12 protein-coding genes and 1 other RNA gene are annotated in these 13,218 nt (G+C 47.0%); 4 read left to right on the forward strand and 9 right to left on the reverse strand.

Going from position 1 to position 13,218, the window contains the following annotated elements; all coding sequences use genetic code 11:
• Positions 1-3: 3 nt before the first annotated feature.
• The 3 genes from B3K89_RS12690 to lepB all read right to left on the reverse strand — a co-directional run bounded on the left by B3K89_RS12690 (position 4) and on the right by lepB (position 3,005).
• Positions 4-753: a YebC/PmpR family DNA-binding transcriptional regulator gene (locus B3K89_RS12690; RefSeq protein WP_293893887.1), complete on the reverse strand. Its 750-nt coding sequence runs from the start codon at positions 751-753 to the stop codon at positions 4-6.
• 81 nt (positions 754-834) lie between these two features.
• Entirely contained in the window at positions 835-1,998 is a 1,164-nt protein-coding gene (gene hemW, locus B3K89_RS12695) for a radical SAM family heme chaperone HemW (protein ID WP_293893884.1), read from the reverse strand.
• Complete coding sequence (gene lepB, locus B3K89_RS12700; RefSeq protein WP_345907495.1) at positions 1,998-3,005, reverse strand: signal peptidase I; 1,008 nt, start codon at positions 3,003-3,005, stop codon at positions 1,998-2,000. The genes hemW and lepB overlap by 1 nt, the downstream gene beginning before the upstream one ends.
• Positions 3,006-3,070: 65 nt before the next feature.
• Between lepB and B3K89_RS12705 the strand changes: the two genes are divergently transcribed.
• The 3 genes from B3K89_RS12705 (at position 3,071) to B3K89_RS12715 (ending at position 6,854) form a co-directional block, all read left to right on the forward strand.
• Positions 3,071-4,522, forward strand: coding sequence for a formylglycine-generating enzyme family protein (locus tag B3K89_RS12705; RefSeq protein ID WP_345907496.1), 1,452 nt, complete (start codon positions 3,071-3,073; stop codon positions 4,520-4,522).
• On the forward strand, positions 4,523-4,993 hold the full coding sequence (gene smpB / locus B3K89_RS12710; protein ID WP_298502064.1) for an SsrA-binding protein SmpB: 471 nt from the start codon (positions 4,523-4,525) through the stop codon (positions 4,991-4,993).
• Between the two features lie 580 nt (positions 4,994-5,573).
• Positions 5,574-6,854 carry a tyrosine-type recombinase/integrase gene (locus tag B3K89_RS12715; protein ID WP_345907497.1) on the forward strand — a complete coding sequence of 427 codons (1,281 nt, stop codon included), beginning with the start codon at positions 5,574-5,576 and terminating at the stop codon, positions 6,852-6,854.
• On the opposite strand, the gene B3K89_RS12720 is transcribed toward B3K89_RS12715, so the two are convergent.
• A complete protein-coding gene (locus B3K89_RS12720) occupies positions 6,786-7,892 on the reverse strand; it encodes an SLC13 family permease (protein WP_320349795.1) in 1,107 nt (368 codons plus the stop codon). The genes B3K89_RS12715 and B3K89_RS12720 overlap by 69 nt on opposite strands.
• A 165-nt stretch (positions 7,893-8,057) precedes the next feature.
• On the opposite strand from B3K89_RS12720, the gene B3K89_RS12725 reads away from it, so the two are divergent.
• Positions 8,058-8,789: a metallophosphoesterase family protein gene (locus tag B3K89_RS12725; RefSeq protein ID WP_293908805.1), complete on the forward strand. Its 732-nt coding sequence runs from the start codon at positions 8,058-8,060 to the stop codon at positions 8,787-8,789.
• Between the two features lie 9 nt (positions 8,790-8,798).
• Here B3K89_RS12725 and B3K89_RS12730 read toward each other — a convergent pair whose 3' ends face one another.
• The 5 genes from B3K89_RS12730 to B3K89_RS12750 form a co-directional block, all read right to left on the reverse strand.
• Positions 8,799-9,764, reverse strand: coding sequence for a calcium/sodium antiporter (locus tag B3K89_RS12730; protein ID WP_345907498.1), 966 nt, complete (start codon positions 9,762-9,764; stop codon positions 8,799-8,801).
• 82 nt (positions 9,765-9,846) lie between these two features.
• Positions 9,847-10,224, reverse strand: a transfer-messenger RNA (tmRNA) gene (gene ssrA, locus B3K89_RS12735).
• Positions 10,225-10,324: 100 nt separating this feature from the next.
• The gene (locus B3K89_RS12740; protein ID WP_345907499.1) at positions 10,325-11,233 is read right to left on the reverse strand and encodes an ABC transporter substrate-binding protein; all 909 of its coding nucleotides are present in this window, start codon (positions 11,231-11,233) and stop codon (positions 10,325-10,327) included.
• Positions 11,234-11,274: 41 nt separating this feature from the next.
• On the reverse strand, positions 11,275-12,276 hold the full coding sequence (locus B3K89_RS12745) for an ABC transporter permease (RefSeq protein ID WP_345907500.1): 1,002 nt from the start codon (positions 12,274-12,276) through the stop codon (positions 11,275-11,277).
• Between the two features lie 22 nt (positions 12,277-12,298).
• Positions 12,299-13,218 (reverse strand): sugar ABC transporter ATP-binding protein (locus B3K89_RS12750; protein ID WP_345907501.1); only part of this gene is annotated, 920 nt, incomplete at its 5' end.

Consider the following 13,218-nt stretch of genomic DNA (forward strand, 5'->3'; position numbering starts at 1 on the left):
GCGTTATTCTTCGTCGCCATCCTCAAAATCATCGGGGAGTTCCAGATTTGACGAAACCTGCTGGACGTCATCCAATTCCTCGAGTTTGTCGATGATCTTGAGCACTTTGCGAGCTTTCTCACTATCAAGTGTAACAGTCTGATCTGCAACCTTCTCCACCTCTGCACTCTCCTGCTCGAAACCAGCATTCTGCATGGCTTCCAACACGTTTGCAAAATCGGCAGGGGCGGTAATGACTTCAATGACATCATCAGTGGTGGTCACGTCGTCAGCCCCATTTTCCAAGGCTACCTCAAAAATTTGTTCTTCACTGTATTTATTCGCATCGTAGGTGATGATGCCTTTGGTCTGGAACATGTAGGACACGCATCCGGTTGCCCCAAGAGTGCCGCCATTCTTGGTAAGTGTAGAACGAACATCGCTTGCAGTCCGGTTTTTATTGTCAGTCAGGGTATCGATGATCAAGGCAACACCGCCGGGAGCATACCCTTCATAGGTAAGTTCATAATAGGTGGAGTTGTCAAGCTCTCCTGCACCTTTCTTGATTGCCCTGTCAATGTTGTCCTTGGGCATATTCTCTGCGCGAGCCTTCAGGACTGCGGTACGAAGACGTGCGTTGGTTTCAGGGTCTGAACCACCCATTTTTGCTGCAACGGAAATTTCCTTGATCAGCTTTGTAAACTTCTGACCGCGCTTTGCATCAGCGATACCCTTCTTGTGTTTGATTGTAGCCCATTTACTATGGCCGGACATAATTGAACCTCTTAACTTCTAGAATGCGTGATTAGTCTCAACCCAATTAAGCTATCACAACGGGTAGAGGCGGTCAAGGGCTTACGAAATTTCCAGAGCCAGTCGCAGCAGGATTTCGTCTATAACCATAAAGCCATATTCTGTCAAGACAAAGAATTGGATTGTGTCTGAATACCAGGAGGAATCGAGTGAGGAAATTGCTGATGCAAAGAGGCAGTCGAAATCCTTCTGATATCGTGCTGCAAAGACCTGCTTGTCAATCCCTGCATTGGTTCGCAGAGCCATCATCACATACTCCTCGATTTGTTGGTTTGCATCCACATGTTCCTCTTCATACCCGCTGAAGCATTGTGATGAGGCAAACTCCTGCAAGCTCTGGTTTTGTGTATAATGGCGGGCAAGACTCCCTTCTGTAAGCGTGGAAGCTGCACTGCTTCCGAGTCCCAGGTAATTGTCCAATCTCCAATACACCTGATTGTGCTTGCTCTTTTTCCCGTTGCGGCAAAAATTGGAAACCTCGTAGTGTTCAAAACCCAAGCGTCTGAGTTCAGACCACATCTTCTGCAAGAAATCCTCTTGCCCATCCTCATCCAACACAGTCGTGTCGCCCAGGCCGACCTGAAGCGCCAGTTCGGTGCCCTCTTCGACGGTAAGGCAGTACAGGCTGATATGATCGGATTCGCTGAGCATAAGGATCTCATGCAGGTCGGCTATCGCCAAGTCAACGGTTTGTCCCGGCAGGCAGACCATGAGATCGAATGACAGCTCTATCCCGTATTGCAGTCGAGCCTGCCGGGCAAGTGCGATTGAGCGCAGGTTGTCCTCTCGTCTTGCATTGCGTCCAAGACGTATGAGCGTAGGGTCGTCCATGCTTTGGATGCCCATGCTCAGTCTTGTCACCAAACCCTCTGCGAACAGGCTGAAATAGGTTTCGTCGAACGTTTCGGGATTCATTTCAATGGTTACTTCATCACTTGCATCAGCTTTCGCCGCCACCAGAAGCCGGCGCAGCTGATCAGCTGGGAGTGAGCCGGGATTCCCGCCTCCGATGAAGATGGTAAAAAAGCGGTCAAGGCGTGCTTTGCAAGCACGTATCTCCTGTTCCAGCCGGTCGACATAGGGTTGCAAATACGCTTTCGTCGCATCCACCGGTTCTGAGTAGAAGGCACAGTAACTGCAGCAGGTGGTACAGAACGGGATGTGCAGGTAGAGTGAAAGATTTCCATCGTTGGGGAAGCTGAGCACTATTTATTCCCCATGTACCTGATTCTATTCAGCGGCCAGAAGAGGAACCGCACACTTCCATTGATTTTCTTCTGGGAGACAGGACCGAAGTATCTGCCGTCGCGGCTGTTGTCTCGATTATCCCCTAACGGCAACACGGTGTCGTGCGGTACATAGATGCCGCGCCGGTAGGAGGCATATGCACTTCTTGCGCTGCTGTCGGATGGATCGAAAAGATGCTTGGTCCGGTATTTTGCCTTTTCAAAGGCATACATGTCATCGGGATAGTTGTCATTCTGAACCGATGCGTATTGACTCTTCAGGTACGATGGTGCGCTGTTCATGTCCAACCCCGCTTCTTGGTAGCCGAACAACGAGCCCCATGCCTTGATGCCGCTGTAAAGGCTTGCATCGATACTGCGGTGCGGTCCATCGACCAGATTCAGTGAGGAACGAAAACTCTCGTCATCCTGATAATCGGCGAAGCCTGCCTTCTTGATCTCAATATTGCCGTCATTGAACCGAATGTGTTCCGATCCCATGCCGATGGCGCGCTTGACATACAAACGTTCGGCGATGCTCCCATCCTCGTTGCGGTCTATGTTTACGAGAGAGAACGTGCCCATATAGATGATTTGTGAAAGAACGTCGAAGAATGGTCCTTTCGAGGTATATTCGGGGTTGTAGAAGGTTATGATGTCGTCACGGTTCACTTGTCTGTTTTTGGAGAGAATTTTTGGTCCGCTGGGATAGATTTCAATCCCATAGATGGTTTTGCTTACAAAGACTCGGTCGCCCACATTGAGCGTCCCATCCATGGATGGTGTAGGAATGACAAAGAGTTGGAAAATGTATTGGTTGATCAAAAGGACTGCGAATACGGCGAATACCAGTGCATCAGCCCATCCCTTGACCTCGCCCATGAAGGTTCGTTTGGGTTTGTTTGCAATTTCATAGGCTTTCAAGGCCTTCCTATGGGTAAGAAACCGTATGGTGTTTCTCTCGATAAAACTCAACAATTGTTCCATAGCAAGCACGCTATCACAATAGGTCTGAGTTGACAAGCCAAGGGCGGACCGCTACCTTACTATGTATGAAAAGACGTATCGTTCTTCCAGAAGTGGAGGAGGTGAAACTGCCCGTCCTCTTTTCGATGAGACCAGGCATGTATCTCCTCATTCTCTATACCCTGTTTATCGCAGCAGCAATCTTTTGCATAGCGTTCCTTCCCGGCATTCTCAAAGGTGGTCGATACGTCACCTTCCCAGCTCCGCTTTCCGAGAGCGGCATCGTGCTGGACGGCACCTACCTGGGCTCTGCGGACAACCAGTATTTTATCGAAAGCGGAAGTCATGAGGTCACCTACATGAAGGGTGGCGTGCCGTATGCCTCCTCTTTGGTGGAAGTTGACCATCCGGTCTTTTTGACGTGGCTTTTTCATCGAACCAAAACGGCCGACTCTCCCGTACTCAGCATGAGTGCCGAGCAGAAACGAGAGGTCATCCGTTACGATCTTGAGCAGATACAAACAGCTGGCGCCATTCTCAACTATGATGCTGTTACCCGGTATGAAGGGGTGTACACAAACCTCATTACCGATTTGATCGCAATGGATGTGCCTGATGAAACCTTCGCAGAGGTCCTCGAGCTGGCACTGCTCTATTGCACCAATGAGACCATGCTTGCAGACGCACAGGAGGCTTTGCAAAAGTTTCAGGTTTCCCAGACTCCCTTTTTGAAGGAACTATTGGCTGCTGCACACAGCATTGTGGAAAACACTCCTGACAAGGCAGGCCTGCCTGGCGAAATCATTGCTTTGCAGAAGGAAGCAAGAAATCTGAAAGCAGGCGATCTTGAGTTGACTGGATATCTCTATCCTCATGCAAGGTTTGTCATGGGTGGAACCGTTGATCTTGCCTACCCTGCCGTCAACGAGGCGGGCGTTGAAGTAACAACTCCTGCTTTTGTCTTGGCTTCCCATGAAGTCAGCCAATATCAGTGGGCTCTTTTTATACAGGAGAACCCCATGTGGGAGAAAGCCAATCTAGCGGCGCTTCAAGCACAAGGTTTGGTCGATGAGGCATACCTTGCAGGACTGTCTCCCTCAACAGTGTTCATTACCAATAGGCCCATCCACAATATCAGCTATTATGCCGCCCAGGCGTTTTGCGACTGGCTCAGCAAAAAAACCGGCAAGACTGTCTTCATTCCTTCCGAAAGCATGTGGACAGCCGCTGCATTGAGTCACAGCAATCTTGCATTCGCAGCTTCCCTCTCCCCTATTCCCACACAATTGGAGGAACCTGTTTCCTTGCTCGGCGGGGTATGGGAGCTGACAAGCACCACCCACATTCCCCTGGCAAGAATCACCGATTACCAGAAGGCCCATGCACTGCACCAGAGATTCGGCCTTCCTATCCAGCCGATTGTGAAAGGGGGAAGTTACTTGAATGATGCGAAAACCATCTCATCCAATACTGTTGGAGTTGTCGATCCTGATGCATGCGGGGACTTTATCGGTTTCCGGGTTGCCTGGTATGAGTAAATGAAACAAGATAAGAATACGTTCAAGCTACTTCAGAAGAATAAGAAGGCGTACTTCAATTATGAGGTCTTGGAAGATTTGGAATGCGGCATCGCTTTGGTCGGTACTGAAGTGAAATCGTTGCGTGAAGGCCGTTTCAGTTTTGCCGACAGCTACGTGACGGTCACCGACCGAACGCTGACTCTGGTAGGCCTTACCATACAGCCGTATACACATGGGAACATCCATAACCATGACCCCAATAGAAACAGGAGACTGCTCGCCCACAAGAGTGAGATCAAGAGACTCAGGCGCAAGGTAATCGAGAAAGGCTTTACGCTGGTCCCTACCTCCATCTACCTGCGTGGCAACCTGGTCAAGGTACAAGTCTCCTTGTGCCGTGGCAAACAGTTGCATGATAAGCGTGCAGCAACCAAGGAGCGTGATTTGAACAGGGACATGCGCAGGGAAGTAAAGCAGCTGCAGTACTAAATCCGAATACAGTACTCTCCATCACCAGGGAAATGATTCCTTGGTGATTTTTTTCATGTTTGAAAGACCAATCTTTTGGTGCATGCATGATTCGTGAAGCCATGCTATAAATTACACATACACAGTATATGTCATAATAAATTATCTGCAATGCATATTTTATTGTATATGTATATTATTGCATTTAAAATGTATTTCATATATATTCTTAGCCACATTATATGAGTTTCTGTAATACTATTACATTGCATTTATATAATCTTATCAACATATATATGTAAGTTTTATGATTATTAAGTGTATTTAAGTTTTATTATATATTTCAGTTATATAATAAATATAAATGTATATTTTGCGTATTCTATGCATATACATTTTATATATAATATATAAAATTATATCTAATTAATATAGTACTTACTCTATATAAGTAAGTACGATGAAAATATTGCTGGACAAATACTAGTTGATATAGTACTGTTAAATATAGATTTATATAGTATTATATATTGAATTAAAATTACTTGGATTATGACGATTGAACAAGCAATTGAACAAATGCGGAATATGGAGATGAACAATGGCCAGTCCAGCACCTTTTACCCTTTGCAGAATACATCGAGGAGAAAGAGTCTATTACTACGCTCTTTTTCGCGATCCAGTCACAGCAAAGCGCACCAACAAGAAAAGCGTTGAGACACTGCGCAAGGCTCTTGGGATCGTAGAAACCTCACCCATCAAGCGACGTGATGAAGCTATACGCATCTGCCAGAAGGCTTTGGAGCAAGGCATCGTTTTTGAGAAACATCAAGAACAAACACTGGTTTCGTATCTTCGTGATTTCTATACCTGGGAAGTCAGTGAGTATGTGAAACGAAAAAATACCCTCTCTGTGGGCAGTATCTCCATCGATTATATGGGGACGAGAAAAAACCTGCTTGAGAACCATGTGTTTCCGCTCTGTGACAAGAATCTGTTACTATCTAAAGTAACTGTTGGAGTATTGGAACGTTTGCAGCTTCAATTGGTTGAACAGGGAGCTTTGCATCATGCAACGATAAACATATGCATGTCAGCAGTACTTTCCGCCTTGCGTGAAGCTCAACGCAAAGGAGACATTCCCTCTTCGCGATCTCTGGCAGTGGACAGCCTGTCATGTCTCCATACTCCGCGGGGAATCCTGAGTGAACAAGAGCTTGCCGGCTTTATGCACTATGCAAAAGAGAAGAGCGAGAGAAGAATATACCTGGCTTGTCTGGTTGCACTGCTTACCGGCATGCGGTCGGGTGAGCTTCGGGCTCTCCGATATGACGCAATTGGAAGCGATATGATTACCATCGACCAAGCGTATGCCGACAAGGCGGGTATAAAGGCTCCGAAAGGCAAGAAGACACGCTATGTCCCCTGCCCTGCATTTCTTTGCACTACACTCAAGGAACTGGCGCTTGAGAACCCTTTCGTTTCCATGCCAAACTTGGTTTTTTGGAGCAAGCGAAACGGAGCAGTGGTGTCGAGCCACTATTTCAGCGAACGATTCTCTCAGGAACTCATACATTCCGGAATCTTTTCAGAGTCTGATTTGAAAGAGAGAAACATCACCTTTCACAGTTTGCGGCATATGGCCAACACCCTGCTCAGGGGGTCGGTTGATGAGCATGTGCTGCGGATGACCATAGGACATAGCAGCCAACAGCTCAGCGATCTGTATTCGCACTTGAGTCAACGGGGTCTGAAGAGTGTCGCTCTTGCCCAGCAAAAGAATATTCTCCCCTTGATCAACCAATCCCTGCCGTCACCAGAACAGATGGATGACGAGGAACAAAACAACAAAAAGCATATTGGCGAGGGTGAAGACTCCTAGATACACAAGCGTGTGTTTAGCGTCGTAATGGGCGAACATTTTAAAGGAAATAACTGAAGCCATGGATGCGATGAGTGTACCGCAACCTCCTGCATTTACTCCTTTGAGGAGTTCAGTGGCATTGCCGGTGAATTGTGCCAGCAACAGGGTTGCTGGCACATTGCTGATGAGCTGGCTGGCTAGCAATGATACGAAGAACTCGCGGCCAAGCAGCAGTCTAGTCAATGAATCGGTCACCTGGTTGAGATGACCGATGTTTCCCACAAAAATGAAGAAACCCACGAACGTAAGCAACAAGGAGTAATCGACATCCTTGAGCAAGAGTTTCTCGCTTGCGACAACTACGACAAGTACGACGATCGGCCAAGGGACGATATCAAAGACTGCAGAAAGAGAAAGAAGAAACAAAAGCGTATAGCGAAGAAGCGTAGGTTTGTGGATCGGCTTGACTTCCTGTACCTGCAAGCTGAAGGTCTCAGAGTGTTTGGGAATGCAAGCCAGCAGAATGACTGTCAGGATCCCGCCGGATACGACATACGGCAGCATGGTAATGAAAAATTGGACAAGGCTGAGGTGGTAATACGAATAGATGAAAAGGTTTTGGGGATTGCCGACCGGGGTAAGGGAGCTGCCGACATTGGCTGCAACCGTCTGGAGGACAATGGTGAAGAGAATCGGTTTTGTCTCCTTGCACAACGTAAAAACGACAATGGTCAACGGAACAAAGGTGATGAGGGCGACATCGTTGGTTACGAGCATGGAGGAAAAGAAGGTGACACCCACCAAAATCAGGCTGACCTGACGCGGATTATGTGCAAAAGTCAGGAGGATCGAAGAAAGCTTGGTAAACAAGTACATTTTCCTAAAACCTGCAACAACAACCATTAAAGAGAACAAGCAACCAAGTGTTTTCCAGTCAATATAGTCGATATACTCCAAGCTCGGAGGTACGAGAAAGAGAGAAAAAAATGCAAGCACCATGGCTATTGCAAGCACTGGTTCCTTCTGTAGAAACGTTCGAATCGCGCGAGTATTCATCCCCACCACCCTCACCGGGAAAACAATATATCGCTTTCGGTCTTATTGCAATTGGTTCTAAACTTTCTGCAAGCAAGAAAGTGATGATAGTTGGCCGGTGCAAAGGTTTCCTTGTCCAAGGTCGTATGGTACAGTAATTGCATATACTACAGAGGAGGTAGCAAAATGAAGTGTGCTGTGCTGAGTGACATCCATGGAAACCTTCGAGCCTTCGAAGCGGTACTTGCTGATGCTAAGGCCTCTGGCGCAGACAACGTAATATTCCTTGGAGATCTTGTATTCATGGGGTTGGATCCACAGATGTGTTTTGACTTGCTCATGGAGCAAAAACCAATCGTAGCAATAAAAGGCAACACTGATCTGAACCTGGAAAAAATCTCCGAGTTGAATGGGAAATCTCCAGCGGATGAAGACATGCTGAAGCTTGTCAAATATGCTGACATACGCATGAACACCCAAGCAAAAAAACAACTGGCTGCCTTCCCCGCCACAAAACGCATGGAACTTGAAGGGCTTTCTTTCCTCTGCTGTCATGGAACACCGTACAGCATGAATGAAGGCTTGTACCAGAATATTCCATTTGCTCCTGCATTGGAGAAACAATTATCTGATGAACAAGTGGACATCGTGTTGCATGCCCACACCCATATTCCTGCAGATTTCAAGAGAAACGGAATTCGATTCATCAACCCTGGTGCTGTGGGCTATTCGCTGGACGGGGATGTCCGTGCAAGCTATGCCCTCCTCAGTCTCAAAGAGGGCGTTGCTACGTGTAAAATCTGCAGGGTCGATTATGATATCAAGCGATACCAAATGGAAGTTGAACACGCTATGGAGGGGTTCAAGCTTTTGCATAAATTGCAATATGCCCTGACATATGGGAAGCCAAAAGGCTGACAGTTCGTTTTATGCGGTTCGAATCAGGCTGATTGTATAGATTGCGTATACAATGAGCAGTCCTGCTCCTTCGAATCTATTCACCCTTCCCTGCCTGTTTTTTCTGAACCCATATCCGATGATAAACAGTGATATGGTAAGCAGTGTCATCACCAGCATATCTCGCCTGAGGACCAAACCATCTATGGTAAAGGGTTTGATTGCACCTGCAACGCCAACTACAGCGGTTGAATTGAATAGGTTTGAACCGATGACATTGCCCATGGCAATATCATGCTCGCCTTTTTTGGCAGCCAGGATTGATGAAGCCAGCTCCGGCAGCGATGTTCCCACTGCTACAATTGTCAAGCCGATGACTAAATCACTTACGCCGAAGAGCTGTGCAATTTCCACGGCTCCCCAAACAAGGATTCGCGAACTCAAAATGAGAAAGAGCAAGCCAAATATCAGAAAAAGCAAGGCTTTTTTCAGAGTCAACGGCTTTGGTACCGCCTGGTCCACTTCAACAGCCAATGCATCCGGTTCCTTTTTCAGGCCATTGAAAATGGTCCAAACCATAAGAAGCGCCAACAACAAGAGCAAGACTGCAGCATCAAACGAGGAAAATTCCAAATCAAGGAGCAACCCTACCGAAAGCAGGGTTATTAAGGTAAGAATAGGAAGTTCTTTTCTCAGGATCTTAGAACTGACCTGCACGGGATTGAGCAAAGCTGTCAATCCTAAAATGAGCGCGATATTCGCAACGTTCGAACCATATGCATTACCTATGGCCAATCCTGGATTACCTTGGATTGCAGCAAGTGTTGAAACGACAATTTCAGGTGCACTTGTGCCAAAGCCTACAATGACCATTCCAATGAGCAAGGAAGGCATTCCAAAATATCGGGCTGTCGCGGCAGCACCATCAACAAAACGATCGGAACTGATTACCAGGACGATCAAGCCGAAGAGAACGGCCAACAGGGGAAGTATCATACCTATCCTTTCTTATGTCGCCCACTGAAGGTGGACCAAAAGAAACCGGACCACTCATGCATTGAGTAATCCGGTCTCGGTGTTTTGGAGGTGGGGGGATTCGAACCCCCGTCCTAACGTGCCACCCAGTGACGTCTACAAGCTTAGCCTGTGATCAATATTTCCAGAAGACGTCAGGTTCACGGGCAAAACGTACATCTTCTGTATCCTACTGTAGTGTTCCCTTCCTCCATAGGCCTTAGAAAGGGTTAGCCCTTACTTTTACAGGCTCCCGATACTTAAGAGCGGCAGTATTCGGACCTGTACGTCATCGTGCTGTTAAGCAGCGAGGGCGTATTCTGCGTCGAAGGAGACTTCGTCTTCTTTTTTGGCAGTTAATTGTTTTTGCTAGTTTCAGGAGTTGGCGCTCCGCTTGCAGCCCCTGGCCTGATCTTCCGCCAGTCGAAACCGAAACACCCCCTTTGGATTACTCCATTGAGGTATTATTACTATACTCATATCCGAGCAAATAATCAAGGGAGGGGTTGCCCCTCCCTGATTAGCCCATACGCAGTCAGTGATCACAAGGATGCTTTGGTCAGTACGGAGACTCCGGTATCGAAATACTCAGGACTGATTTTTTCACCCTTCAATGCCTTATATGCTGTTTTCATGCCTTCATATCCCATCACATCGGGATTCTGAGCCATGGTGGCAAGCAAGTATCCGTTCTTGATCAAAGAAAGAATCATATCACTCTTGTCAAAACCGACACCGATGACACTCTTGCCTGCTTCGGCGATTGCATTTCCGACGCCTACTGTGGAGCCTTCATTTGCACCAAAGAGCCCTACAACACCCTGGGTAATAAAGTTGGCACTCATATCCTTGGACCTTGCCGCATCCCCATCACAATATTGTGTCTCGAGAATTGTAAACCCGGTACCTTCAAAAGCTTTTCTGAAACCTGCTTCACGAGCTACCGTGGACGCTGTTGCGCTGTTTACAGAAATAACACCGATTTTCCCACTCTTGACACCTTTTGCAGTCAACTCCTTCAACATTTCTTTTCCGGCAGTGGTTCCCGCGGCAGTATTATCGGTTGCAAGTGTCTGAACAGCAGGGAAATTTGCTGCAGAGTCTACATATATGATAATCACGCCTGCATCTGCGGCTTCCTTCAAAGCAGCTGTCACAGCATTCGGTCCATTTGCTGCAAGCAGAATGGCGTCAGCACCACCAGCAACTGCATTATTGATGCACTCAATCTGCTTTGCATCGTCCTTTACATCAGGAGCGAGCCACTTGTATTCAATTCCTCCCAATTCACTAGCGGCCTTCTGTGCTCCCTTGTCTACATTCACCCAGTGTTGGTCCATCTGGTCCATGGTGATCAGATACACCTTATAGTCGGAACTTTCTTTGGTTCCCTGGGCGAACATTGCACTCACAACAAGCAATACCAACAACACCAAACTTAGCTTTTTCATACTTATTACTCCTTTATCTACATCACTTTCCGTGATTGTTTTCACATTGAAGATGCACTCTTTTTCTTCTTGGCTACATTTCCTGAGCGAACAATGACATCAAGCAAGACTGAAACTACCACAATGACCCCGATTACAATATTACGAATGGCAACAGGAGCACCTGCAAATTGCAGGCCATTCTGCAATACTCCCCAAATTGAAGCACCGATAACCGTTCCGAAGAGCAGGCCTTGCCCACCGAGTGTTGATACACCGCCGATAACCGAGGCAGCGACGGCATACAGCTCATAACTGTTTCCTGCGTCCATGGTACCCATACCACTGGTTGCCGTGGTGATAAGCCCTACAATACAGCTTACAAAGGCTGAGACGAGATAGGCCTTCGTCGTTGTGGAAACAAGGTTCACTCCACTTAGCCTGGCAGCTTCCGCATTGGATCCGATGGCATAAATATGTCTTCCGCTCTTAGTCCTGGTAAGCAGGAAGTTGAAGATCAACCAAAGCAGGATGGCTATCCAGATGGTATTGTAAAGTCCCAATGTTTTTCCATAATAGAAAAAATCGCGAAACCCTTGGGCTGCCTCACCAATCGAGTCAGTATTGTAGTTGTTGTTTGCAATCTGAGCGATTCCCCGGGCAATTGTCATAGTCCCCAGCGTTGCTATGAAAGGAGGAAGCTTTGCGAAACTTACCAGAAGCCCATTGGAAAGCCCCACGACCAGACAGCATATGATGGTGATGAAAACTGCAGCTGATGGAGCCATCCCTTTAGTCATCAGGGTGGCGCTGATCATGGTACTCATGCCTACGACCGATCCGATGGAGAGATCGATATTGCCCGTGATCAGGACGTACGACTGACCTATACCGATCAAAAGAATTGGAGCAATCTGGCGCAGAAGATTGGCAACATTCCTTGAAGAGAAGAAAATCGGGTTCATAATGCCAAACACGATGCACAAAATAATCAGCCCGATGGTAACCGTCAGCACCTGGGCGATGCCTCGAATTGCCAATATTCTTTTCAACGGTCTTTTCATCACACTTAACATGGCCTACCCCTTAACGCTCCAATGCAAACTTATTTTCAAACCGAGTCGCCAGCTCAAGGATTTTTTCCTGTGTTGCCTGCTCCTGAAGCAAGGAACCGGTGATTTTTCCATCACACATGACTACTATACGGTCGGAAAAACCAAGAATCTCAGGCATCTCGCTTGAAACAAATAGAACTGCAATCCCCTGTTTTTTCAACTCATTCATCAATTGATATATCTCTACTTTTGCAGCAACATCAATGCCCCGGGTTGGTTCATCGAAAATCACTACCTTACTGTTCCGGGCCAACCATTTGCCTACTACCACTTTTTGTTGATTTCCACCAGATAGAGACGAGGCGTCTGCTTCAGGTCCGGATAATTTGATTTTCAAATCCCTGACAACCTGTGCAACCATTGCATCCTCTTTCTTTCTGTTTACAATGCCAAAGGCATTGCAAAGCTTGTCCAGATTTGGAAGTGCAATATTTTCTCGAATGGATAGTTTGATGCAGAGTCCGTCCTTCTTGCGGTCTTCCGGTGCGAGCACGAGTCCCTCTCGGATTGCATCCTGGGGGCAGTGAATTGTCAGTTCTTTCCCGTCCAATGTAATGGTTCCGCTCTGTTTTGGATCGATTCCGAAAATTGCCCGGGTGGTTTCAGTCCTGCCCGCTCCCATGAGTCCTGCAATACCGAGAATTTCACCTTCATAGACATCCAAATTGATGTTTCTCACCATTCTTCCTGCGCAAAGATTTTGAACCGAGAGAATTTTCCTTCCTTTGCTCGTATGGATCCGAGGAAATTTCTCTTTGATTTCCCTTCCAACCATATTGGATATGATTTGATTCAACGTCATATCAGCAAAGGGTTTTTCCAATATGAATCTTCCATCGCGCATGATTGTTACTGTATCAACAATATGCTGAAGTTCATCCAAGCGATGGC

It is taken from the genome of Sphaerochaeta sp. UBA5849 (assembly GCA_002432715.1).
Classification (GTDB): domain Bacteria; phylum Spirochaetota; class Spirochaetia; order Sphaerochaetales; family Sphaerochaetaceae; genus Sphaerochaeta.

Excerpts from the sequence above, each read along its gene's own strand:
- B3K89_RS12690 (WP_293893887.1), bottom strand. The coding sequence starts at position 753 with ATGTCCGGCCATAGTAAATGGGCTACAATCAAACACAAGAAGGGTATC.
- B3K89_RS12745 (WP_345907500.1), bottom strand. The coding sequence starts at position 12,276 with ATGAAAAGACCGTTGAAAAGAATATTGGCAATTCGAGGCATCGCCCAG.
- B3K89_RS12725 (WP_293908805.1), top strand. The coding sequence starts at position 8,058 with ATGAAGTGTGCTGTGCTGAGTGACATCCATGGAAACCTTCGAGCCTTC.
- B3K89_RS12740 (WP_345907499.1), bottom strand. The coding sequence starts at position 11,233 with ATGAAAAAGCTAAGTTTGGTGTTGTTGGTATTGCTTGTTGTGAGTGCA.
- B3K89_RS12705 (WP_345907496.1), top strand. The coding sequence starts at position 3,071 with ATGAAAAGACGTATCGTTCTTCCAGAAGTGGAGGAGGTGAAACTGCCC.
- lepB (WP_345907495.1), bottom strand. The coding sequence starts at position 3,005 with ATGGAACAATTGTTGAGTTTTATCGAGAGAAACACCATACGGTTTCTT.
- B3K89_RS12730 (WP_345907498.1), bottom strand. The coding sequence starts at position 9,764 with ATGATACTTCCCCTGTTGGCCGTTCTCTTCGGCTTGATCGTCCTGGTA.
- smpB (WP_298502064.1), top strand. The coding sequence starts at position 4,523 with ATGAAACAAGATAAGAATACGTTCAAGCTACTTCAGAAGAATAAGAAG.
- B3K89_RS12720 (WP_320349795.1), bottom strand. The coding sequence starts at position 7,892 with ATGAATACTCGCGCGATTCGAACGTTTCTACAGAAGGAACCAGTGCTT.
- B3K89_RS12715 (WP_345907497.1), top strand. The coding sequence starts at position 5,574 with ATGGCCAGTCCAGCACCTTTTACCCTTTGCAGAATACATCGAGGAGAA.